This window comes from Streptomyces sp. NBC_01775 (genome assembly GCF_035917675.1).
In the GTDB taxonomy this organism is placed as follows: Bacteria; Actinomycetota; Actinomycetes; order Streptomycetales; family Streptomycetaceae; genus Streptomyces.
Window position 1 is genome coordinate 8,718,960 of sequence record NZ_CP109104.1, and the last position, 23,514, is coordinate 8,742,473.

Annotated in this window: 21 protein-coding genes and 2 pseudogenes; 16 read left to right on the forward strand and 7 right to left on the reverse strand. The window is 69.2% G+C overall.

From position 1 onward, the window contains the following. Positions 1-5 precede the first annotated feature (5 nt). The 6 genes from OHB04_RS38455 to OHB04_RS38480 all read left to right on the forward strand — a co-directional run bounded on the left by OHB04_RS38455 (position 6) and on the right by OHB04_RS38480 (position 7,774). Positions 6-1,616 (forward strand): FAD-dependent oxidoreductase, encoded by a 1,611-nt coding sequence (locus OHB04_RS38455; RefSeq protein ID WP_326809278.1) that lies wholly within the window; start codon positions 6-8, stop codon positions 1,614-1,616. Positions 1,617-1,744: 128 nt separating this feature from the next. Continuing rightward, the gene (locus OHB04_RS38460) at positions 1,745-3,874 is read left to right on the forward strand and encodes a hydantoinase/oxoprolinase family protein (protein ID WP_326809279.1); all 2,130 of its coding nucleotides are present in this window, start codon (positions 1,745-1,747) and stop codon (positions 3,872-3,874) included. After that, complete coding sequence (locus tag OHB04_RS38465; protein WP_326692254.1) at positions 3,871-4,482, forward strand: hypothetical protein; 612 nt, start codon at positions 3,871-3,873, stop codon at positions 4,480-4,482. The genes OHB04_RS38460 and OHB04_RS38465 overlap by 4 nt, the downstream gene beginning before the upstream one ends. 3 nt (positions 4,483-4,485) lie before the next feature. Next, the gene (locus OHB04_RS38470; RefSeq protein WP_326692255.1) at positions 4,486-5,769 is read left to right on the forward strand and encodes a TRAP transporter large permease subunit; all 1,284 of its coding nucleotides are present in this window, start codon (positions 4,486-4,488) and stop codon (positions 5,767-5,769) included. A gap of 80 nt (positions 5,770-5,849) precedes the next feature. Then, positions 5,850-6,887: a hypothetical protein gene (locus tag OHB04_RS38475; protein ID WP_326809280.1), complete on the forward strand. Its 1,038-nt coding sequence runs from the start codon at positions 5,850-5,852 to the stop codon at positions 6,885-6,887. Positions 6,888-7,300: 413 nt separating this feature from the next. Next, on the forward strand, positions 7,301-7,774 hold the full coding sequence (locus OHB04_RS38480) for a YxiG-like protein (protein WP_326692257.1): 474 nt from the start codon (positions 7,301-7,303) through the stop codon (positions 7,772-7,774). A 131-nt stretch (positions 7,775-7,905) separates the two neighbouring features. On the opposite strand, the gene OHB04_RS38485 is transcribed toward OHB04_RS38480, so the two are convergent. After that, complete coding sequence (locus OHB04_RS38485) at positions 7,906-8,268, reverse strand: hypothetical protein (protein ID WP_326692258.1); 363 nt, start codon at positions 8,266-8,268, stop codon at positions 7,906-7,908. Between the two features lie 249 nt (positions 8,269-8,517). Next, complete coding sequence (locus tag OHB04_RS38490; RefSeq protein ID WP_326692259.1) at positions 8,518-9,741, reverse strand: PLP-dependent cysteine synthase family protein; 1,224 nt, start codon at positions 9,739-9,741, stop codon at positions 8,518-8,520. Between the two features lie 411 nt (positions 9,742-10,152). On the opposite strand from OHB04_RS38490, the gene OHB04_RS38495 reads away from it, so the two are divergent. Then, positions 10,153-10,740, forward strand: a complete 588-nt coding sequence (locus tag OHB04_RS38495; RefSeq protein ID WP_326809281.1) for a hypothetical protein — start codon at positions 10,153-10,155, stop codon at positions 10,738-10,740. A 191-nt stretch (positions 10,741-10,931) separates the two neighbouring features. Here OHB04_RS38495 and OHB04_RS38500 read toward each other — a convergent pair whose 3' ends face one another. Further along, positions 10,932-11,609 (reverse strand): response regulator transcription factor, encoded by a 678-nt coding sequence (locus tag OHB04_RS38500; RefSeq protein WP_326692261.1) that lies wholly within the window; start codon positions 11,607-11,609, stop codon positions 10,932-10,934. Further along, the gene (locus OHB04_RS38505; protein ID WP_326692262.1) at positions 11,610-12,794 is read right to left on the reverse strand and encodes a sensor histidine kinase; all 1,185 of its coding nucleotides are present in this window, start codon (positions 12,792-12,794) and stop codon (positions 11,610-11,612) included. A gap of 192 nt (positions 12,795-12,986) precedes the next feature. Between OHB04_RS38505 and OHB04_RS38510 the strand changes: the two genes are divergently transcribed. The 6 genes from OHB04_RS38510 (at position 12,987) to OHB04_RS38535 (ending at position 18,816) form a co-directional block, all read left to right on the forward strand. Continuing rightward, positions 12,987-13,226, forward strand: coding sequence for a hypothetical protein (locus OHB04_RS38510; RefSeq protein ID WP_326692263.1), 240 nt, complete (start codon positions 12,987-12,989; stop codon positions 13,224-13,226). A 96-nt stretch (positions 13,227-13,322) separates the two neighbouring features. After that, a complete protein-coding gene (locus OHB04_RS38515) occupies positions 13,323-13,586 on the forward strand; it encodes a hypothetical protein (protein ID WP_326692264.1) in 264 nt (87 codons plus the stop codon). Positions 13,587-13,781: 195 nt separating this feature from the next. Next, positions 13,782-15,299, forward strand: coding sequence for an alpha/beta hydrolase (locus tag OHB04_RS38520; RefSeq protein ID WP_326692265.1), 1,518 nt, complete (start codon positions 13,782-13,784; stop codon positions 15,297-15,299). Between the two features lie 16 nt (positions 15,300-15,315). Further along, the gene (locus OHB04_RS38525; protein WP_326692266.1) at positions 15,316-15,969 is read left to right on the forward strand and encodes a hypothetical protein; all 654 of its coding nucleotides are present in this window, start codon (positions 15,316-15,318) and stop codon (positions 15,967-15,969) included. A 114-nt stretch (positions 15,970-16,083) separates the two neighbouring features. Further along, positions 16,084-17,100 (forward strand): ArsR/SmtB family transcription factor, encoded by a 1,017-nt coding sequence (locus tag OHB04_RS38530; RefSeq protein WP_326692267.1) that lies wholly within the window; start codon positions 16,084-16,086, stop codon positions 17,098-17,100. A gap of 804 nt (positions 17,101-17,904) precedes the next feature. After that, complete coding sequence (locus OHB04_RS38535; RefSeq protein WP_326809282.1) at positions 17,905-18,816, forward strand: helix-turn-helix domain-containing protein; 912 nt, start codon at positions 17,905-17,907, stop codon at positions 18,814-18,816. 683 nt (positions 18,817-19,499) lie between these two features. Here the strand turns inward: OHB04_RS38535 and OHB04_RS38540 are convergent. The 3 genes from OHB04_RS38540 to OHB04_RS38550 form a co-directional block, all read right to left on the reverse strand. After that, positions 19,500-20,042 carry a DapH/DapD/GlmU-related protein gene (locus tag OHB04_RS38540; RefSeq protein ID WP_326692270.1) on the reverse strand — a complete coding sequence of 181 codons (543 nt, stop codon included), beginning with the start codon at positions 20,040-20,042 and terminating at the stop codon, positions 19,500-19,502. 65 nt (positions 20,043-20,107) lie between these two features. After that, positions 20,108-21,133, reverse strand: coding sequence for a LysR family transcriptional regulator (locus tag OHB04_RS38545; protein ID WP_326809283.1), 1,026 nt, complete (start codon positions 21,131-21,133; stop codon positions 20,108-20,110). Positions 21,134-21,251: 118 nt separating this feature from the next. Next, a complete protein-coding gene (locus tag OHB04_RS38550; RefSeq protein WP_326692272.1) occupies positions 21,252-21,461 on the reverse strand; it encodes a hypothetical protein in 210 nt (69 codons plus the stop codon). Positions 21,462-21,848: 387 nt separating this feature from the next. Here OHB04_RS38550 and OHB04_RS42045 point away from each other — a divergent pair. The 3 genes and pseudogenes from OHB04_RS42045 to OHB04_RS42050 form a co-directional block, all read left to right on the forward strand. After that, positions 21,849-22,103: pseudogene (locus tag OHB04_RS42045) on the forward strand (transposase); the annotation flags it as partial. 295 nt (positions 22,104-22,398) lie between these two features. Next, the gene (locus OHB04_RS38560; protein ID WP_326692273.1) at positions 22,399-23,304 is read left to right on the forward strand and encodes an NADP-dependent oxidoreductase; all 906 of its coding nucleotides are present in this window, start codon (positions 22,399-22,401) and stop codon (positions 23,302-23,304) included. A 45-nt stretch (positions 23,305-23,349) separates the two neighbouring features. Further along, a pseudogene (locus OHB04_RS42050) lies at positions 23,350-23,484 on the forward strand (IS481 family transposase); the annotation flags it as partial. Positions 23,485-23,514 lie beyond the last annotated feature (30 nt).

Sequence of the window (23,514 nt, forward strand, 5' to 3'; positions counted from 1 at the left end):
AGCACGTGACAAGGCAACCGGACATTCTCGTCGTCGGCGGCGGACTCGGCGGCGTGGCCGCCGCCCTGGCCGCCTGCCGCGCAGGACGGACGGTCATCCTCACCGAGGAGACCGACTGGATCGGCGGGCAGCTCACGTCGCAGGCGGTTCCTCCGGACGAACACCCCTGGGTGGAGCAGTTCGGGGTCACCGCCTCGTACCGCGCCCTGCGCGAGGCGATCCGGGACCACTACCGCGCGTGGTACCCGCTGCGGGCCGAGGCGGCGGCGCCGCGCGACCTCAACCCGGGCGCCGGGCGAGTCAGCAAGCTGTGCGCGGAGCCGCGCGCCGCACTGGCCGCACTGGAGGGAATGCTCGCCCCCCACCGCTCGTCGGGCCGCCTGACCGTGCTGACCGAGCACCGCCCCGTGGCCGCCGACGCCGGGGGAGACCGGGTGCGTTCCGTCACCCTGGAGGATCTGCGCAGCGGCCAGCAGCGCACCCTCGCCGCCACGTACGTCCTGGACGCCACCGAGACGGGCGAGCTGCTGGAACTGGCCGGTGTGGAGCACGTCCTGGGCGCCGAGTCACGCGCCGAGCACAGCGAGCCGCACGCACCGCAGAAGGCCGACCCGCTGAACCAACAGGGCATCACCTTCTGCTTCGCGCTCTCCCACCACGAGGGCGAGGACCACACCATCGACAAGCCCGCCGACTACGACTTCTGGCGTTCCTACCGGCCGGACTTCTGGCCCGGACCGCTGCTCGGCTTCCTGGCCCCGGACCCGCGCAGCCTGGAGGCTGTGCCGCGCACGTTCGTGCCGAACCCGGACATCGATCCGCTGGATGTCACCGCGGACCAGTCGGCGGACGCCGGTGACAAGGAACTCTTCGGCTTCCGCCGGATCCTGGCACGGAAGCTGCACCGCGAGGGCGCCTTCGACTCCGACGTCACCCTGGTCAACTGGCCGCTGAACGACTACTGGCTCAAGCCGCTGATCGGCGGCGGCGAGCAGACCACCGCCGAGGCTCTGCACGAGGCGAGGCAGCTGTCCTTGTCGGTCCTGTACTGGCTTCAGACCGAGGCGCCCAGGCCCGACGGCGGCGCCGGCTTCCCGGGCCTGCGACTGCGCCCCGACATCACCGGCACAGCGGACGGACTCGCCAAGGCCCCGTACGTGCGCGAGTCGCGTCGCATCAAGGCCGTCACCACCGTCACCGAGCACGACGTGGCGACCGAGATCGTCGGCCCGTCCGGCGGCACTCGCTACCGCGACCCGGTCGGCATCGGCAGCTACCGCATCGACCTGCACCCCTCGACCGGCGGTGACAACTACATCGACATCGGTTCCGTGCCCTTCGAGATCCCGCTCGGTGCGCTGATCCCGCGTCGCACCCGCAACCTGCTGCCCGCCGGAAAGAACATAGGCACCACGCACATCACCAACGGCTGCTACCGGCTGCACCCCGTCGAGTGGAACATCGGCGAGGTCGCCGGTGCGCTGGCCGCCCACTGCCTCGACGAAGGCGTCGAACCGCACGAGGTGCAGGCCGACGACAAGCGCTTCGACGTCTTCGCAGCCCTGCTCGACCGGTCCGGTGTCGAGCGGCACTGGCCGCAGGTGCGCGGCTACTGACCCCAACGGGGCCGGAGTGCGGCGCGCCCGGCCCCGGGCGGCGCGGAACGCCGGGCGAAGCAGGTGGAGCTGCTTCGCCCGGCAACCGCCCGCGATCGCGCCGACCAGCACGAGGAGGTGCCCATCCCATGACCACCCACCGCATACGCGTCGGCATCGACGTGGGCGGAACCTTCACCGACGCCGTGGCCGTCGATGCCACGACCCTCGAACTTCTGGGACAGGTGAAAGTCCCCACCAGCCACCATCACGAGGACGGGGTCGCCCACGGCATCGTCGAAGCGCTCGACCGGCTGCTGAAGGAGACCGGTCACGCCCCGCAGGACGTGACCTTCCTGGCACACGGCACGACACAGGCTACCAACGCCCTTCTGGAGGGCGACGTGGCCAAGGTCGGGCTGATCGGCATCGGCTCCGGCGCCGGGGCCGCCTTCACCCGCCGGCTGGCTGCTCTCGCGAAACTCGAGCTGACCCCGGGCCGCCGTTTCCCCCTCGTGTACGCGCATGTCGCCGATCCGGCAGACACGGCCGTCGTCGACCGGGCCGTTGCGGAGGTGGCTGAGGCCGGGGCGCAAGTGCTGGTCGCCACCCAGCCGTTCAGCGTGGACCGCCCCGAGGGGGAGGAGGCGGTGCGAGCGGCAGCCGGGGCCCGCGGGCTGCCGATGACCGCGGCCCACGACATCACCTCGCTCTACGGGCTGCACAAGCGCAGCCGTACCGCCGCCGTCAACGCCGCGATCCTGCCGAAGATGTTCGCCACCGCCGACCTGGTGGACGCCTCCATCTCCAAGGCCGGAGTGACCGCGCCCTTGATGGTGATGCGCTGCGACGGGGGTGTCATGTCGCTGGACGAGATGCGCCGCAGGCCGCTGCTCACGGTCCTGTCCGGCCCCGCTGCCGGCGTCGCGGGTGCCCTGATGCAAGAACGCGTCAGCGAAGGAGTGTTCCTGGAGACCGGAGGCACCTCCACGGACATCAGCGTCATACGCCGCGGCAAGGTCGCGGTGCGGCACGCCACCTTGCTGGGTAAAACCTCCTACCTGTCAGCGCTGGACGTGCGCACGGTCGGCGTGGGCGGCGGCTCCATGGTGCGGATGACCGGCGGGAAAGTCACCGGTATCGGCCCTCGCAGCGCCCACATCGCCGGTCTGCCCTACGCCTGCTTCGCCACGGCCGAAGACCTGGCGGGAGCCGAGCTGACCACCGTCCGTCCGCTGCCGGAGGACGCCGAGGACCACGTCGTCCTGGACGCCGCCGGCGGACGCTACGCGATCACCCTCACGTGCGCGGCCAACGCCCTGGGCCGGGTGCCCGAGGGGGACTTCGCCGGTGCCGACCGCGAGGTGGCCCGTACAGCCCTGGCGCCGCTGGCCGCCGCGCTGGGAACGGATGTCGACACCGCCGCGGCGCGGGTACTCGACGCCGGCGTCGAGCAGGTCGGAAAGGTCGTCGACGCCATGATCGACGACTACCGTCTCGACAAGGACGCCGTGCTGCTCGTCGGCGGCGGGGGCGGCGCCGCCTCCGTCACCCCGCACCTCGCCGCCACGAGTGGGCGTGAGGGCCGCATCGCCGCCCACAACGAGGTCATCAGCCCCATCGGCGTAGCCCTGGCGCTGATCCGCGAACAGGTCGAGCGGATCATTCCCGGCGCCGGACAACAGGAGATCCTCGCGGTGCGCGCCGAGGCCGAACAGGCCGTCGTCGCGCAAGGCGCGACCGCGGACGCCGTCGAGGTCGAGGTCACCGTGGACCCGCAGACCAACACCGTGCGGGCCATCGCCACCGGCGCCACCGAATTGCGCGCCCAGGACCGCTCCCACCGCGCCGACGACGCGGAGCGCCACCAACTGGCCGCGGCCAGCTTGAAGGTCCCCGCGGGCCAGGTCGAGACCCTCGCCGGGACTCGCGCGTACACCGTTTACGGCACCGAGCAGCGCCGCAGGCTGCGCGCGACGCGCCACCCGGTGCGCGTCGTCGACGCCGACGGCGTCGTACGGCTGCACGCCTCCGACGCCCGGGTGGAGACCACCACGGTCGGCGGCGCCCAGCAGACCCTGACCCGACTCGTCGACGAGTCCACCGCGTACGGCGACGGGGGAGTGCGGGCCCCCGTCCTGCGCCTGCTCGTCGGCTCCCGCATCGCCGACCTGTCCGGCGTACTCGACCCGCAACTACTGCTGGCCCTGGCCCGCACCGAACTGGACGGGCGCCCCGCCGACGAGCCTGTCGTCGCCGTCGTCGAGGAGCGGTCGTGACCGGGCGCCTCCGGCCACGAAGCGGCGCCGCCGACCCGGCCGCCGACCCCGCCGCTGACGACGATCTCGACCACGGCGTCCGCTTCCTCGCCTCGCTGCCCCTGCACGCGGGCCGTGACACGGCCACGCTGCGCCGGTGGGCGGCAGCCGCCGCCGAGTTCGGCGCGTCCCTGCCGCTCGCACCCGAGGATCCCGCCGTCCGGGTCGTGGAGCGCGACGGCGGTCTGGAAAACGGCCTGCTCGCCCGCTACACCTCACGCCCGCCCGCCGTCGAGCTGTACACCGACGCCCTCGCGGAGGCCGAACGCCTCATCGACGCATACGGCTGGCGTGCGTGGTTCCCGCCCGGCTCCGTCCGCGCCGCCGCCTTGGCCCACGAGGCCGTACACGGCCGGCTCCACCACGGACCCGGCCGAGCCGCACTGAAGCGGTCCCTCGGCCACACCGCCCTGCGGCTGGGACGGCTGCGCGTGCCCGCGCACGTCGCCGGCGCCGAGGAACTCGCAGCGCACGCCTACGCGCAGGCCGTCTGCGGACTCGGCCGCAGCCCGCTCCTGCTGTCCGCCGCGCTGGCCGCCTCCACCGCACCGCCCAGAGAGAAGAAGTGAGTCATGGGCATCATCATCCTGCTCGTCATGGCGGCAGGCGTCGCCGCGATGCTCAGCAGAAAGCTCCCCACCGCCTTCGCCCTCGTCCTGCTGGGTGTGGTGATCGCCCTCGTCGCGGGGGCACCGCTCACCGGGAAGAACAGCGTCCTCGACACGGTCCTCCAAGAAGGTGCCCCGGCGCTGGCCGCGACGATGATCGCCATCCTGCTCGGCTCCTGGCTGGGCAAGCTCCTCGACGAGACCGGCATCGCCGCCACCCTCGTCCGCAAGATCGTCGAATTCGGCGGGGACCGCCCGGCCCTCGTCGCGCTGGGAGTGCTGGTCGTCTCCATCCTCGTCGGCACGGTGACCGGCTCGGCCCCGGCCGCCATGCTCGCCGGCATCGTCGGCATCCCCGCCATGATCGCCGTCGGTGTTCCCAAGGTGACCGCCGCCGGCACCATCTTGATGGGTATCGCCGCGGGCATGCCGTTCGAACTGCCGGTGTGGCAGTTCTTCTCCAGCGCCCTGGAACTGCCGATCCCCGAGGTCCGCGGCTTCATGGTCAAGCTGTTCCCGTTCGCGCTCGCCGCCGCCGCGGCCTTCGTCCTGGTCGAGACCCGCAGGCGAGGGGTCGAGCACACCTGGGCCTTCCGCACCGCGGCCCCGCGCAAGGAATCGGCCAAGCGGCGCGCGGCACTCGGCGACGCCCCCTGGTACGCCCTGCTCACCCCGCTCGTCCCCCTCGTTCTCGCCCTCGGCTTCGAGCTGGCGATCATCCCCTCGCTGCTCGCCGGTGTGCTCTACGCGCTGGTGACCACCACCCGGCCGCGCGAGATGAACCGCCGGCTGCTGCGCACCCTCTACCAGAGCTTCGACGTGGCGGCGGCGCCGATCACCTTGTTCGTGTCGATCGGCATCCTGCTGGCCGCGGTGCAACTGCCCGGCGCGGTCGAGGCGCTCGCACCGCTCGTGAAGGCGGTCAGCCCGCAAAACCCCGTGCTGTTCGTCGTGGTCTTCACCCTGCTGGTGCCGCTGTGCCTTTACCGGGGCCCGCTGAACGTCTACGGCCTCGGCGCCGGCATCGCGGGCGTCCTCATCGCCGCCGGCATCTACCCGGCGGTCACCGTCCTGGGCATCACCGCCTCCTACAACCAGGTCTTCGGCGTCGCCGACCCGACCAGCACCCAGACCGTATGGGCCGCCCAGTACTCGGGCGTGAGCCCCCAGCAGGTCATGGCACGCACCTTGCCCTACGTGTGGGCCGTCGCCCTCGGCGGCTTCTGCGTGACGGCCCTGCACCTGTGATCCGTGAAGCACCCGGCGGGGCCGAGGCCACGCCTGCTTCCGGCCCCGCTCTCCAACCACCCCTGGCACTGGAGGAAACCATGAACGAATCACAGCGTCCCGACCGCCGGATGATCCTGAAGGCCGCCACGGGCTCTCTCGCCGCCGTCGGCCTGACCGCCGCCCCCGCTCTCGCGGCCCCGACGGCGGCCGTGGCCCCGGGCGGCTTCCCCGACTACCGGTACCTCTCCACCTTGCTCGCCCCCGAGGATCTCGCCTACAACCCCACCGGCGAGATCATCTTCCCCTGCGTCCGCGGCACGTCCGGCCGCGTCCAGGACGCCCTCGGCCGCTACTACCTGTACTACGCCCCGCACGACGCCCCCGGCGGAATCTGCCTCGCCTACTCCGACCACATCGAGGGGCCGTACACCGAGTACCCCCGCAACCCGATCGTCTCCCGTGACTGGCGGCCCCACTACTCGGTCAGCCACGTCTCCTCGCCGCACGTCATGTGGCACGAGGAGAGACGGGAGATGTGGCTCTACTTCCACGGCGAGAACACCACGACGCGCCTCGCCCGGTCGGCCGACGGCATCCACTTCACCTATGACAAGACCGTCCTCACCACCGGCATGCTGCCGGCCGGCACCACCGAGGCCTCCTACGCACGGGTCTTCGCCCACGAACTCCCCTCGAAGAAGGCGCACTTCGTGATGCTCTTCATGGGCAACAACACCACCAACCACCGTGACATCCACTGGGGCTGGTCGGCGGACGGCCGCGACTGGACCTTCGACCAGAAGCCGCTGATCCGCCACGGCGACGTGGGAGCCGTGAACGTGGGCGGCCCCCACCTCCTGACGCGCGGGGGCAGCGCCTTCGTCGTCTACAACAAGGACAAGGAGAGCGGCGGCGACCTCCTGATCACCGAAGTCGGCAAGGACTTCACCCTCCGGCGCCACCTGGGCCGGTTCTACGACTCCAGCTCCGGAGCACCCGACAACGGCCGCAGCGCCGCCCCCAGCTTCGGCACCGAGAACGGCATCCCGTACATGGTCTACGAGTCCGGCGAACGCCTGGCCGGGAAGATCGCCATAGCCCGGGGCCGGACGATTTCGTCTCGAACAGCGGGCTGAGCGGAGGAAGACGCCTGTGACGCGGCGTCCGGCCTGGCACTGGTAGCGCGCACCGCGGCGCCGAGGGTCGCCGCGCTCCTGTGCCCGCCGACGTTCGGAATCTCGTACCGGTCGGACTCCGGCTCCACGGCCTCGTCCCCGGCGGATATGAGCAAGGAGACCGGCGCTTCGTGGAGTTCGCCCTTGGATGTGGTGAGTGGGGAGTCGTAGGCCAAGCCGGAAGACGGTGGGCTCCCGCTCGCCCATCCCCGTCCCGGGCACCGGCACCGGCGGTCGCCGCGACCTGCCCGGCGAACCGGGCGGGGCTGCCGCACGTATTGGATCTGGGTTAGGACTCGTCCGGCCGGTCTCCGCCTGGCTGCGGGCCGCGATCTTGTTGTCGGCGGGCCTGGGGCGTGAGGTAGAACGGCGACATGGATGCCGCAGTGCTTGAACAGATGCTGGAGGAGACCTTCGATCAGGCCGTCGTGCACCATGGATTCACCAATTACATGCGCGACTACGAGGTCTTCGTCTACGCAACCGCGGACCCGCGCACCGGTGTCGGGCCGGCATACCTGCGACATCTCTTCCGGTATTGCGTCGAAGCCCGCTGCGAGACGTCGGTGTCGGCGGAGACATGGCGGGGATCCTTGGACGAGCGTCTCATCGACCACGAGACCGGTGTCGACCTCGACGGTTACGTCTGGGGAGTGAAGTGGCACTGCTTGTACCCAGGCGCGAAAGTGCTCCCGGAGTCGGAAGCAACCCGCCGCTGGTCGCGAGAAGTCGGGATCGACTTCCACGAAGTGCTCATCGAGACCAACGCGCACCGGCTCACCCTGACCTTCTCCGACCTTCAGGTGAGCAAGGTCGCGATCGGATACGCCCCGTTCACCACGGATTGAGCCATCGGCGCTGCTCTTGTGGCCATTCCATGTCCAAGACGTTGATGTGGACATGGGGCGGGGTGATCTGAGTGATGCCGAGTGGGAACGGCTGCGGCTGTTCCTGCCGGTCGGCAACAACCGGTCCGGGATCAAGAGCGTGGCTGTAGCCAGTGACGCGCGGCGGTCAGTGTCACCTCGATGTCGTCGCTCCATGAACAGACTTCCAGCCACGACAGGTAGCCGCCCTGCGTGAAGACCAGGACCTCGCCGGGGCACTCACCGGCCTCGGTGACGAGCCGCGCTTCGGCCGCCACGACAGTGCGGGGGCCGCTGGGTGCGGGCTCGACCTCGCTGGTGTCGAGTTCGAAGTAGGCGGTACCGCACCCGCATGTGCAGCGACCTCGCACGCTGAGGTGCGGGACCTGCTGTCGGAGCGCGGCATGAACCGGACTGTCCGTGTTCAGGACTGCCGCGAGCACGTCGGCTACATCGGCAGGCAAGCTATCGGTCATTCCGTGACCGTATCCGGCGAGCGTCGCGCACCGTCGCCACGCGCGCCGTCCCTTGTCCACCGCCTCCAGGACCCGTGTGCGCTCCCATGCACGCTGAGGTCGTCGCTGAGGGCAGTCTGAACGGATCGCCCCTGGGCACTCATCACGTACGGGGAACTTGTGCGACGCGTCCGCGCCGGAAGGCGGCAGCTACCGGACGGGCCCCCGGCGCACTCCCGAAGGCCCGTCCGGACATCGCTACCTGCTCTGTCACATGTTCCAGAGGACGGCCGTCGGCGGCGAAGGCTCCGGCCAGGCCGTCGGTGGGCTCCAGACGCCGTTGTCGAGGAAGTTCTCGATGACCGGACGCCACGGGGTGTGATCGATTCCGCGTTGCCTCAGCCACTCGTCGTCGTAGTAGGTGTCGAGATAGCGCTCGCCCGGGTCGCACAGCACGGTGACGACCGTGCCCCGCTCACCCCGTTCGTGCATGTCGTGAAGGATCTTCAGCGCCCCGTACAGGGCGGTGCCGGTCGACGCCCCGGGCCGGGCCCCCAGCCGGTCGGCGGCCACCCTCATGGCGGCGATCGACGCGGGGTCCGGCACCTGGATCATCCGGTTGACGAGCGGAAAGAGGAAGGAGGGTTCGACCGCGGGGCGGCCGATGCCTTCGATACGGGACCCCCGAGCGGTCGCCGCCCGGTTGTTGTCCCGCCAGCCGGGGAAGAACGCGGAGTTCTCCGGGTCGGTGACGCAGACCTTGACCTTCCGGTTCGTGTATCGGGCGTGGCGGGCTACGGAGGCCACGGTTCCGCCCGTGCCGGCGCCCATGACGAACCAGTCCGGGTCCACGGCCTCGATCACTTCGGCCGCGAGGCCGTGGTTGCCACGCCAGTCGTAGGCCCGCTCCGCGTAGGTGAACTGGTCCATGAAGTGGCCGCCGGTCTCCTGGGCGGTCTTCCGGGCCACGGCCGAGATGGTGGCACCAGGTGCCTCTTTGATCTTCCCACCCAGCTCGGTGATCTTCTTCTTTTTTCTGTTCGCGGTACCGACCGGGACAACAGCGATGAAGGGCAGGCCGAGTTCACGGCAGAACCACGCCTCGGAGATGGCGGTGGACCCGCTGGACGCCTCCACGACGGGATGGCCGCTGGTCAGCCAGCCGTTGGCGAGGGCGTTGAGGAACAGCGCCTCGGCGAGCCGGTGTTTGTGACTCTGGGAGGGGTGAGCTGTCTCGTCCTTGATGTACAGCTTCAGCCCGGTCAGTTCATCCGGGAGCTTGATCTCCCGCAGTGGGGTCGGCGTGTGCGGCATCTTCAGAATCCGGGTGACGCGTTCGGCCACCCATGTCCGCTGGTCCTGGTAGTGCGGGTTGTCGAGGTCCTCCGCACCAGACGTCTCGTCGACCGCCCCAGGGGCCTGGCCCGGCGACGCGAACGCGCCCTGCGTAATCTCCGCCTCGTAAGGCAGCACCTCTGGCTCTGACACTGTCACGTCGACCTCCTGCTCGGTCGGTGGCTGGAAGGCTGGGCCGTCCCCTTCTCGGAACGTCAGCCGCGAGCCAACATAGGTCGCGATATACCGGCTTCACATGCTTACTTGACAAATTGCGATCAGGCGAGGAAGCTCCCGCCCCGAGCCGATGACGGTACGCGGCTGGCGCTTCCGGGGTCACTTCGGTCAGTGACAACCCCTCAGCTCGACCGGGACCTGCGCCACGCAGGTCCCGGGCCGCGCCCATCGCATGGCCTCTCGCCGCCGCGCGGGAGGCGCCCCCGTCCGGGGTGAGACCACCCCGTTCTGAGCGAGCACAGAAACGCCCCCGGCATCTCCTCGGACGGTGCCAGGGAGTGCAGTGCGAGGACAAGACTCACGCGCCCGCGCCCCTTTGAGCGGCGGGCATAATTGCTGACCATGGGCACATCAGGCTTCACCCTCCACCACACCAACTCCGATTCCGCCTCCAAATGGTTGCCGCCCACCTGGGCCGGAGACATCCCCGGGCTCGGCAGCGTGCAGCTCCACTATGGTCCGGCCACCGGGCGGACCGGGCATTTCGCGCAGTTCTCGGTTTCCGGCAACGGCATACCGTCCGCCGAATTCACCGGCATCAAGTTCGGCCACGCGCCGCTACCCTCCCGCGCGAAGTTCCAGGTCGGCACGTACGCCGGACGCCTCAGCCGCCGCCGCAGCGGACTGACACGTGACGGCCGTGCCCTGCGGGTCCGCCTCGCCGACCGCGAATACCGCTACCGACAGGGCCCCAGCAAACTCATCCACGAACTGCGGCGACCGGGCACCACCATCCGAGTCACCCGTGACACCTGGACTCGGCCGCTGACATTGCAGGTCACGACCGAGGGGCAGGCCGATGTCCTGGACATCTGCCTGGCGCTGCTCCTCCAGGGCGTGTACACACGGCATCTGTCACAGGGCGGGCGCTGGTTCTCGATGCTGGGAAGGTTCGTGAACCGCATGCCGGACATGGCATGAAGGGTCCGGGGGACTACTCCGCAGGGTGTGCGTCGGACCGTTCGAGCATCGTCGAATCATGCCCGTGGCACACGGGTTCGCGGCGCTGCGGCAGAGGACCGCGTGCCCCGTATGCGGGAATTCTCCAGCGCGAATCAAGGTGACGTAGGTGCCTGGTAGGTGGTGGCGAGCTTGTCCGTGCGCATGGCCGGTCATTCCTCCGCGTCGCGGACCACGAGTGCGATCTGCACCCGGTTCTCGACCGCCAGCTTGGCGAGCAGGTTGCCTGTGTGCGCCTTGACGGTCGCGACGCTGATGTGCAGCCGCTCGGCGATCTCCGGGTTGCCCAGCCCGTCCGCGATGGCCCGAGCGGTATCGAGTTCTCGTTCGGTCAGTATGGACAGCCGTTTCCGCGCGGCTTCGCGGGACGAGCCGCGGGCATGAGAGGACTGCGGGCCGGTGGCCGCGGCGATCACCCGCGCCGTGGCCACCGGAGACAGCACGGGGTTCCCGTCCGCGACTGTCCGCACCGCGTCGACGATGCGCGACGGCGGGGTGTCCTTGAGGACGAACCCGAGTGCTCCGGCGCGCAGTGCGCCGAGCACCAGATCGTCGGAGTCGAATGTGGTCAGCATGAGCACCCGCGGCGGCGCCGGCCGGGTGAGGAGCTCCCGGGTCGTGCTGAGCCCGTCACGGCCGGGCATCCGCACGTCCATCAGCACGACATCCGGTCGCTGCTCGTCCACCACGGTGATCGCGGCGTCCCCGTCGGCCGCCTCCGCGACAATGGTCAGGTCCGGTTCGCCGTCGATGACGAGTCGCAGCGCCATCCGCACCAGCTCCTCGTCGTCGACGATGACGACACGTACCGGCTCCCGCTCGCTGTCCACTCATACTCCCTTTTCGTGGCTGTGGTTCGGCCAGGGTAGTCGCGCGGTGAGGAGGTATCCGTTGTCTGGTGTGGGGTGGTGGTTGAGTCTTCCGCCGGCGAGGGTGATGCGTTCGGTGAGGCCGAGCAGGCCGAATCCTGATGCCGGCGGTTGAGTGGTTCTTGTGGTGGCCGGGGAATTGCGGACGCTGATGTGCAGTTCGTCGCCGGCTGTTCCTTCGACGGTGATGTGTACGTGTGCGCCTGGGGCGTGTTTGGCGGCGTTGGTCAGTCCTTCTTGGAGGATCCGGTAGCAGGTTCGTCCGGCGACGTCGGACGGTTTTCCCGTCATGGTGGTGGTGAGCGTGACGTCCAGTCCGGATGTGCGGGCGTCGGCTACCAGTTGGGGGATCCGGTCGAGGGAGGGTTGTGGCGGTTCCGGGCGGTCCGGATCGGCCCGGAGCACACCGAGGACGTCCCGTAGTTCTTCCAGCGCTTGGTGGGAGCCGTCGGCGATGCCGCGGAGCAGCACGCGGTTCTCCTCAGCTGTGAGGTCGCCGCGGTGGTCCAGCACACCGGCTTGCATGGCGACCAGGGAGATCCGGTGCGCGAGCACGTCGTGCATCTCGCGGGCGATCCGGTTCCGTTCCTGGGCCCGTACCTGCGCCGCTCGGGCGGTCTGTTCCCGTTCCGCGCTCTCCGCCCGGTCCCGCAAGGACAGCACTTCGACGCGCCGTGCGCCGGTGGCCATGCCAATCGCCACCGCGATGCCCGCGCTCAGTGCCGGGAGTGAGAGTTGGAGCCACAACGAGGCGGGCGGGCTCTGGATCGGATAGAGCCCGAGGGCGAGTTGCGACCCGGTCACGTAGGCCAGCACGACGACCCCGCACTCCACCGGACGGCGGCGAGTGGCGAGCGAGCACAGGGCCAGAAGCGCGGCGCCGGTGGCGAGTGTCGACGCGGTCGAGACGATAGCGACCGTCATGGCGACGGCGAGCGGGAACCGCCGCCGCCACAGAAGCGCCGTCAGGCAGCCGAGAGCCACCAGCGGATCACCGGTGACGAACCAGGAACACGTTTCGGGGGCGCACCCCCGCGGCAGCAGCGTGCCGGTGGAGAGCCAGAAGGGTATGCCCAGGGCCGCAGCCGCCACCAGCCGCCAGGGCGGTTGCCACCCCCCGCGCCGTGGCGTGACGTCCGTGTTCATCTGGTCATTATCGCGAAACCGTGCGGCCGGTGCGGCAGCCCCGGGGGTTGTTGTGCCCTGGACCAGGGTCGAATCACTGCCTCGACTTTGGGCGAAGGTGGTTCGAGCCGCCGGGCGGATGCGGCGGCGGCGCCGAATATTCAGACTCGTTCACGTACCGAAACAGCCGGATACGGGGAGCGGGGTAACGAGATGAGCAAGGGCGGCTGTACGGCCCTCGAGGCGATCGGATTGGTGATCGCATCCCTGTCGGCCCAAGCGGTGATCCGCGGTTTGTCGAACGAGGATTCAGAGCCGCTTTGGGGCGTCTTCAACGGGGTTCCCGGCGGGCTTACCGGCCAAATGTTCCTCCTCGGATTCATCGCGCTCGTCGGAATGGCGTTCGGTGGCTGGGCGCACACCCGCCAGAAACGGCACCGAGCGGGCCGGTGATCCCGGGCGAATCCGCAGCCGAGGAGCAGCCTGACGGCATCCGGGACGAAAGCTTCGCCCCCTACGGCAAAACCCAAAGAATATGGAGAAATCGTCATGGGCAAGGGCGGATGGTCCTTGATGCAAGGTCTCGGACTGATCGTCCTGGTGGGATTCGGCCAGGCGGTGTGGCGTGGCCTGTTCGACCACGGCACGCGGCTGCTGTGGGGCGCTTTCGACTGGGCGCCGGGCGGCCGGAACGGCCAGATGACCGTGATCGGCGCGATCACCCTCCTCGGCCTGCTGATCACCCTCGTGGCGACCTTCGGTGCGTCACGGGCCTCCCGCACCCGGAAACAGACCCTTCGGGCGGCACGCTGATCGCACGCCGCCAAGGCGGCAGCGCCGACGCGCGCCGGGGAGCGGACTTCGCCGTGCGCGCGCTCAGCCTGGCCACCCTCGACCTCTACAACCCCGCCCGGATCAACGCGCCGGCCCGCGTGAACGGCCAGCGGCGGCGCCGTTCCGAGCCCGCCCGTTCCGGCGCCCCCGTGCGCCCCTTCAGGAGGACATCAGATGCGCAGAAAAACCCTGTCCCTCACCCTCGCCGCCACCGCGGTGGCGGCGACCGCGGTGGCGGTGACCGTGATTCCGGGAGTGTCGGTGGCGACGCCGGATACGTCGAAGCCGGACGCCGTGCGGTGGGGCTCGTGCTCGGAGAAGGCCGCCGCACCCGGCAAGGCCGACTCATCCAGCAAGGACGCCTCATCTCGTCTGGAGTGCTCGACGCTCAAGGTCCCGCTGGACTACCGCGATCCCGACGGCCGGCAGATAGAGATCGCGATCTCCCGGCTGGCGAGCGAGAAGCCCTCGAAGCGCCGCGGCGTGCTGCTGACCAACCCGGGCGGCCCCGGCATCTCAGGACTCGGCTATCCGGTCGCTCTCGCCGCCTCAAAGCTGCCGCAGAAGGTGCAGGACGCCTACGACGTGATCGGCTTCGACCCGCGCGGCACCGGCCGTAGCACGCCGGTGACCTGCGACCTGACGGAGGCGCAGCAGAAGCGCGGCAACCTCCCGCCGTACGCGCACACCGCGGCCGATGTCACGCGGGAGGCGAAGAACGCGCGGACCATCGCCAAGCAGTGCGCCACCTCGAAGACGGCCTCGATGCTGCCGCACACCACCACCGCGAACACCGCCCGCGACATGGACCGCATCCGGGAGGCACTGGGCGAGCCGAAGGCCTCGTACCTCGGCGGGTCCTACGGCAGCTACCTCGGCGCGGTGTACACGACGCTGTTCCCCAAGCGCAGCGACCGGATTGTGCTCGACAGCAACCTGGGCCCCGGCGGTTACGACGTCACGGCCATGCGGTCGCTCGCCCGTGGTCTGGAGGACCGGTTCCCGGACTTCGCGGCGTTCGCCGCCGCGCACCCCAAGTACGGTCTGGGCACCACACCGGAGCAGGTGACAGCGAAGTTCTTCGAGCTCGCGAAGCGGCTGGAGGCGAAGCCGGTCCGGGGCATCGACGCGACGCTGTTCCGCGGGCTCACCTTCGACCGCCTCTACAGCGATGCGGAAATGCCCCTGGTGGCCGAGATGTGGCAGGCGCTCGACAAGGACCGGCCGCTGCCGCCCAACACCCCGCCGGTGCTGGAGGAGAACTCGCTGGCCGCCCGTCTCAATGTGATCTGTGGTGATTCTCGCTGGCCGGAGACGGTCAAGGAGTACCAGCGCAATGTCGCGGTCGACCGACAGAAGTACCCGATGCTGGGCGGATCAGCGGCCGGCATCGGACCGTGCGCGTTCTGGCCGGACAAGCGGGTCGAGCCGCCGGTGCGCATCGGTGACCGGGGCCCGTCGAACGTGCTCATGGTGCAGAACGAGCGCGACCCGGGGACGCCGCTGGCCCGCGCCAAGAAGCTGCGGCAGGCGTTCGGGAAGCGGGCCACGATGGTGACGGCCGACCAGGGCGGGCACGGCGTCTATCCGTTCGGCCGCAACACGTGCGCGAACGACGCGGTGACGGCGTTCCTGACCTCCGGGCAGCGCCCGGCTCAGGACCTCGCCTGCCCGGCGGAACCGAGCGAGTAGCGGGAGGAGTTGAGGCATGTTCAAGGAGTTGCGGCAGCGTCGGGCTGTGCGGCGGGTCAAGCCAGGGGACGGGCGATCGCTGGAGCCATTCCGCTGGTGGCAGTCGCTGTCCCGCGCACTGTTCTATCTTCGGCTGAAGAACGGCGACGGCCGGCAGACGGTCTACGCCATCGACGTAAAGCATCAGAAGCAGTCGGATGGCTACGTCAAAGCCCACCTGTACCTCGATGGCAGGCATCACGCCGAGTCCAGAGTCCCTGCCGTCTTTCCCGTCCGGGGCGGCACCGTCGAAGTAAGGGCGAGCCCCTTCGGGCTCAAGCGCTGCCACTACGTCACCGCCAAGGGGACCGAGCACCAACTCGTCCCGGATCCCGACTCCGCCGAGGGGCGCCGCGCGCGCCTCGATCGCGCGCACCCCGCGCTGAGCCGCTGGATCGGTTTCCTCACGTCGATCGTGCTCGTCGCCGGCCTGGTTCTCCTGATCCTTCAGCTCGCCGAACAGGTCACCCGGGCGCCGGGGGGCGTTGCCCAGTACGTCGGGACCTTCACCTCGCCCATTGATCTACCGGCATGGGGCAACATCATGATCGGGCTCGGTACTGCGGCGGCCAGCACGGAGCGGGCGTTGCGGATGCGCTACAGCCGGCTGCTCGACGGCGGGGCGGGCTGATCCCGCTTCTTCGGACCAGCGGTTGTGAGAGTCGTTCAGCAGCTCAGCGGGTGGACGGTACGGTTCGGAAGTGATTCGATCTTCTTGTCAGGAATGGGCACGGAAGGCAGATGCGTGATCACCATCCCGCTGAGCGTAAACGGGCTGGCGGCCACCCGGTTCGCGGTTTCCCCGCTGATGCAGGCCGCCACCGTGCTGCATCCACACCGGCCGCGAACGATGGCCGACGGCTCTCTGTCATACACCGAGGTCAACCGCGTGCTGCGAGACCATCGGCTCCAGTTGCTGGCCGCGGTACGCCAGTTGGTGCACGCTTTTGCTCCGGTCTTCTACGCCCCCGTCTTCCTGACACCTCCGGCAGCCGCAGGCCGGACGCCGGAGCCGGACGAGGATCTGCACCGTGTCGCCACCGCCCCCGGCCGCGTGGTGGCCGGGCAGCTCAGCGGCCTCCTGAACGTACAGCCGCAGCACAAGGACGCCGACTTAACGGCCCGGCGCATTCTGCTGAAAGCCGCGGACCGCGGCGAGAGTGACTTCGCAGACCGGCTGGCCCGCGAACTCGACATGTTCTGGCTTCGGGGCCTTTCCCGGACGTGGCCGACGGTCGCCACACGGGCCTCGGACGACATTGCTCTGCGGTCCCGGCTGCTGGCGGACCGCGGCTTGGGCTACGCGCTGGGTTCGCTGCACGACGCCGTCCACTACAGCAACGGCGCCCTCCGCCTGATCGGCAGGCACAGCACCGAGGTGTCCGCCGACGAGAACCTGGTCCTGTTTCCCTCGCCTTGGGCGCACAGCTGGCTTTTGAGCGTCGACCCCCAAGGGCGGCGCCCCGTGTATCTCATCTACCCCACAAGTTCCAGCATCGCCTCCGCCCCGTCCGGCAAAGCGGACCGGGCGCGGAAGACCTCCATCCGCCCCACCCGTGATGTGCTGCTGGCCGACCTCGACGTACCGCGTACCACCACTCAGCTTGCGGCCTCGCACGACCTCAGCCCCTCGACCGTGTCCTACCACCTCGCCCTGCTGCACCGGGCGGGGCTGATCACACGTGTCCGGGAACGCAATTCGGTGTACTACCAGCGCATCGAGTCTCCCGACGGGCTCGCACCGGCGGAGGGCACGCGGTGATCGGACCCTCGAAACGGTGGCGGGGCATGGAGGAGCCCAGAACGCGAAACGGCCTGCCGGTTTCACCGGCAGGCCGTCACTAACGATCGCGGTTAGCCAGGGTAATTTGCCGGCGGCGGAGGCATGAAGTCCGGGTGGTTTTCCGGCAGCGACGACACCAAGTCAGGGTGGTTTTCCGGCGGCGGAGGCATGAAGTCCGGCTGTGAGTCAGACGCTGCGAAGTCCGGGTGGTTTTCCGGCGGCGAAGACACCAGGTCCGGCTGTGAGTCGGCCAGGGCCGGACTGGCCATTCCACCGAGGACGCCCACAGTGAGCGCGACGGTGGCGAGGATCTTCCGAGAACGGGTCACTAGAACTCCTTCTTATGAAGCAACTGCGCTTCGAATTGCGAAAGTTACGGTATCGAAGCGTGAGTCAGGGGTAAGGAAATTGAAGGGAGATTCGAACGGATTCGAATCATCGACGCGGAAGGTAGACCCCCACAGCTGCTGGCCGGCCGCCCAGCGCGGAGCACTTCGGCCGACGTGATCAGCGCAGCGTCGTCGGTCTCACCGAGGCGCCTCCCTGCCTCACCCTCTGCCACAGGTCCGGCCGACACCTCGCGCCGGCGGCGCCGAGGCACCGGCCGGGGCCGCGCCGAGGGCCAACCGCCGCCGCACGCTGGGCAGCGCACGATGTGCCCGGTCTTCCGGCCCAGGGCTGCCGCCCATTTCATCGACGGGTGCGGGCCAGGAGCCGGACCCGCCGTTGCCTATCCACAGCTGGGTCAGGCTAGGTGTCGCGGGGCCGTCCATACTCGAAGCCATGGATGGAAAAACGCAGCTCGGGAGCTTTCTGCGGGCACGGCGCTCCCAGCTGCGCCCGGAGGATGTCGGGGTGCCCACCTACGGGGAGCACCGGCGTGTGCCGGGGCTTCGGCGCGAGGAGCTGGCGATGCTGGCGGGTGTGAGCCCCTCTTACTACACCCGGCTCGAGCAGGGGCAGTCACTGAGCGCATCGCCTGAGGTTCTGGATGCGATCGCCGGGGCTCTGCGGCTGGACGAGTCCGGGCGGCGACACCTGCACGACCTGGGCCGGGTGGACAGGCAGCGCACCCGGGGCCGGCGGCCGGCGCCGGAACGAGTGACGGAGGCGATGCGCCAGTTGCTGGACGCGCTGGGCGAGGTGCCCGCGATCGTGCTCGGCCGGCGCAGCGACGCACTGGCGTGGAACCGCCTGGGCCATGCGTTGTTCGCCGGGCATCTGGACCCCGGTGCCCCTGACCTGCCGGCACGGCGTCCCAACATGGCCAGGCTGCTGTTCCTCGACTCCCATGTCCGTGACCTGTACGCGGACTGGCCGAGCAGGGCCAGGGCGGTGGTCGCGAATCTGCGTCTGGTGGCGGCCCAGCATCCGGAGGACATGGCACTGCACGCGCTCTTGGGTGAACTGTCCGCGAAGAGCGCCGAGTTCGCTGCGATGTGGGCCGAACACCGTGTCAAACCCTGCACGGTCGCCGCCTATGAGATGCGCCATCCACTGGTCGGGCCCCTGACCGTCACCCTGCAGACCTTGAGCAGCGGGCCGGGGCCCGGCGTAGTGGTCGCCACCACAGAAGCGGGTTCGTCCTCGCGGGCCGCGCTTGCTCTGCTCGCCCAGGCCACCAGCGAGGCCACCACGCGCCTCGGCCCCTCCTCCGGCGCGGCACAGAGGCGGCCCCGCGCCGACAAGGACTGACCCCCACAACGGCACCGGGCACTGCCGCCGCACTCTGGCAGTCCAGGAAACAGCGGGCGAATTCTCCCTCCCACGGAGCGTCGCCCGCCGGAAGAACCCACGCGTCCCGAGCCATGCATCGGCATGTTCTGCCGCATGCCCGAAAAACAGCCCTGCAGGGAGCCGCTGATCGCGTCAGCGACCGGGTCGGGAAGCTCGTGTTTCTCGACGCCCCCGCTGGCCGATCGCAGATCGAGGCGTTCCCGGCTCTCCTCAAGGAGAGAGAAAATGGCCAGGTGATCGACGGTGTCGAGCTGGTGCTCTTTCCCAGCGAGGACCTGGTGAGGTTTTTGGGATTACGGATGCCAAGGACATCGAGTGGATGCTGCCACGCCTCACCCCTCACCCGTGGAAAACTCTTGAGCAGCCGCTCGTCCTGAACAATGAGCCAGCACTGGAGGCGATACCGCAGTACCGGGTTGTCTCCACCACAAGTCTGGGTCTTGGTGTCCATAACCAGGATCTGATAGCCAAGGCGCGCGCTGAAGGCCGATTTTGGGAGATCGACAGTGGACACGATCTCATGATCAGCTAGCCTGAGACTGTCTCCGGTCTGCTGACAGAGATTGCGTCCGCAGCGGTCCGGACCACAGGTGGAGTGTAGGCGGCGGCATCCGGGGCTCGGTGTGGCCCCGGAGAGACCGTCACCACCGCCGGTGCACGGTTGCCTTACTGCCGGTCACCAGGCTTGCCGGCGGAACGTCATCGGCCACGACCGCGCCGGCGGCGACCACGGCGTCACGGCCAATGCTGACGCCGGGAAGGATCGTGGTACCGGCGCCGATCCACACGTTCTCCGCTATATCGATGGGCGCGCCGCTCAGCCACTCCCGTCGCTTCTCAGGATCGACCGGATGACCGACGGTGATGAACGTGGCCTTTGGTCCGACCATCACGCGCTCGCCGAGCCGGATGCCGGCGTAGTCCAGGAACGTGCAGTTCTGGTTGATGAACACGCGCTCCGCGAGGTCCAGGTGAAGGCCGTTGTCCGTGTAGAAGGGCGGATAGATCGTGACTCTCGTCGACAGCGGCTTGCCGAGGATCTGTTCGAACAGTTCAGCCTTGCCCGCTTCGTCCTCGAAGGGCAGGACGTTCAGGCGGGAGTTGAGCTCGGTGACCCGCCGGACCCTCTCGGCCATGGCCTGGAACTCCGGACTATGGATGCGCATGAGACGGTCGTTGGACATGCCACGATCCTTTCCGATGTACCTGTTGACTGGATAAGACCCACTGGCGCTGGCGGAGGCTGCTGTCAGCAGCCGGTCGAGTCACCTTTGTCGGGCTGGGATCTGCGAGCCTTTGCGCTGTCGCTGTCGCTGTCGCTGTCGCTGTCGCTGTCGCCGCGCCGTGGCGTCGTTGCCCAGGACGGGAGCCAGACCCTCCCAGGGAGCCTTGGCAGGCTCTCGAGGTGGGTGATGATTCCACGGAGTCCTGGATGTGGATTCGCTCTGGGGAAGATGAGAGAGAGCGGGTATGCGAGGGTCGGATTCACGACAGGGATGCGGCGTAGGTCGTAGTTCGTCGGCCAGATGTACCGGTCGCGTGCCCCAACGAGGGTGGCCACGTCCGCGGAGTCCGCGAGGGTGTCCAGGAGTACTTCGTCTCCGAAGTGCGGGCCTGCCGCGTCGACGCGTAGGTCGAATTCGGTGGCGAGCTGATCGTAGAACTCCGCCCATTCGCTTCGGGGCGCGATACCAGGCACCCAAATCCGGTGCTTACGCAGCTGCGGTGGCGTCAGTCTTCGCGCGGAGGCGAGCGGATGTCTCGGGCCGACGAGAAGTTCCAGCGGAGAGTCGAAAGCGTGAATAATTCGCACGTCGGGCGGCAGTGTGCCCGGGGCAGTGACGGTACGGAACGAGGCGTCGATATCGCCTGCCTCGACGGCGGCGACCGCCACGCGTGGGTCGTTGACCCGGAGGGTCACCACGTCGAGGTTGGTTTCGGGATGCGACCGCCAATAGTCGTGCAGAACAACGGCCTGCGCGCTTCGCAGGCCGAGAACGTCGATCCGAAGGGCCCGGGAGCCCGGCCTGACCGCGGTGATGCCGCGCTCGACACCCACGACGATGCCCCGCGCGTGGGGGAGAAACGCCTGACCATCGAGCGTCAGCTCAACCCCTCGGGCGGTGCGTGTGAACAGACGGACTTCCAGCTCGCGTTCCAGGGCGGCGATCCGCTTGGAGACTGCCTGCTGCGTCACGCCCAGCTCATCGGCCGCATGTTGCAACTGTCCGAGCTCGGCCGCCCGGACGAACGATCGCAATGCCTCGGTGTCCACTGGTTCACCTTAAGCGTGCACAACTGATCGTTGTGGCTCGCCGAGGGACGGTTGTTTGATCATGCTCCAGCGTGGATTACGTGACTCAAGCATCCAAACCGTCGGTTGCCGGGAGGAGTCATGTGCGCGTGAGTTTGAGGCCCAGCTTCGGGTGGCTGTGGTCGGCCAACGCCGTCAGCACATACGGCACGTGAATCGCTTTCGGGTATTCCCGCTCATCGCGGCCCGGGTGCTGCGCTCGCCGGCATTCGCCCTCTCGCTCCTGGAACCTGCCGGCCTTGCCGTTGCCGCGATCGTCGCGGTCCCACTCGGGCGGCGGGCCGAGCACCGGGCCAAGCGCCCGCGACGACCGCGATGGACCTGATCCGCTTCCTCGCCATGGCGAGCGTTCCGATCACGGACCTCCCCGGCCTGCTGTCCTACGGCCAACTGCTGGTTGTCCCGGCCATCTCCAAAACGCCGAGCATCGCCTCCACCGCCGCATCAGGGGCGTGCCTGAAGTGCCTCGTCGACGCAGACCATCTCCTCGTCGCAAACGGGAGGTTCGAGGGCACGAGCTGGGCGGGCCCTCCGCGCCCGCGGAGGCGACATGGCAGCGCCGCGCGGTGTGGCCACCGGACCGCGCGCCACCGACCTTCTGGGCGGCTGCCGATCCATCCTCCACGATCGCGTCCTACGACCCCTGTTCCTCAACATGACAGTCAGCGGCCATCCGGGCGTCCGCAACGAGGTCGCCCAGCTCATCCCACGGCTGCGGCCGTGCCGCCGGTGCGGGGCAAGCGCGGCCGGCCACGGCGCCGAGCACGGCTCCGGCCTGGGTACCCAGCGCTGGGTCATGGAGCGCGCCTTCGCCCACCTGCACTGGTACCGACGGCTGCGCGTCCGCTGGGAGATACGCGACGACGTCCACGAAGCCTTCCTCACCCTCGGATGCGCACTCATCCGCCGGCGACGTCTGAAGTCGTTGCGGCAGCAGTCTTCACCGCACGTGAGAGCAGTCGGAATCAGGGTCCCGCGCGATGGCGATCACGTCGTCGAGCCGGTCGCGCACAGGTTCCTAGTAGCAGCGCAGCGCACGGACGCTCACTCCCGCCTTGTCGGCAACCTCACCGATGCGCACCGGTCCTCCTCTGTTCGGCCGACCGCCCGACTTGCAGCTGACGCCAACGTCAGCTTTTAGCGTCGTGGGTGTCGGCGTTCGCCGGACATTCGCTCCACCGCTCTCACGAACGGCCGGTTCAGGCCGCGTGGAAAGGCAGAACATCATGCGCGCAGTCCGCTATCACGAGTACGGCGGTGTGGAGACCCTCGTGGTCGAGCAGGTGCCGGACCCGCATCCCGGGCCCGGCGAGATCCGTGTCCGCGTCGCGGCGGCCGGCGTCAATCCCGTCGACTGGAAGGTGCGTTCCGGTGCGGTGCACGAGGTGCTCCCCGTGGACCTGCCTGCGATTCCTGGGCGGGATGCCGTCGGCGTGGTCGACGAGACCGGTGCGGGCGTGCGGGGGGTGAGCATCGGCGACCGTGTCTTCGGGCTGGGCGGCGTCACCGGCGCGACAGCGGAGCTGGCCGTGCTCTCGGCCTGGGCCCACGCGCCCGCCACGTGGACCGACGAGGAGGCCGCCGGCGCCGGTCTGGCATCCGTGACCGCGATGGGCGGGCTGAAGGCGCTCGGTCCTCTGCGGGGGCGCACCCTTCTCATCGAGGGCGCCGCCGGAGGCGTGGGCAGTGCCGCGGTCGAGATCGCGGTGGCTCAGGGCGCCACCGTGATCGGGACGGCCAGCGAGCGCAACCACGAGTTCCTCACCTCTCTCGGTGCCGTTCCCACCACCTACGGCACCGGCCTCGCGGAGCGCCTCGCCACCCTGGCTCCGGACGGTGCCGACATCGCGCTCGACACCGCGGCCTCCGGGTCCCTGGCCGATCTCATCGCGATCGTGGGCGACCCTGCTCGCGTGTCGACGATCGCCGACCACACCAACGCGCAGCGCCTGGGCGCGCGTCTGGCCAACGCGGAGAACGACTCCACACTCCTCGCCGAAGCGGGCGAACTCGGCCGGCAAGGCCGCTACACACCGCGCATTGAGCGGACCTACCCGCTCGAACGGATCGCGGAAGCGCACACGTACGCCGAGCGCGGACGCACGCGGGGGAAGATCGTGGTCCGCGTCTGAGCTTGTCCCGCCGTTCGGGGCTTCCCGCGGCTTCGGCCGCGGGAAGCCCGCACCTGGTTCGCCGCGCACGGCATCACTGCGATTGACCGTGTCGTGACGGACAACGGTGCCTGCTACCGTGCGCCGTCCTTCAGCGCCGTCCTTCAGCGCCGCCCTCGCCGGCAGCCTGCGACAGGTCGGATCGGACGAGGTCTTTCGGAGCCGGGGCTG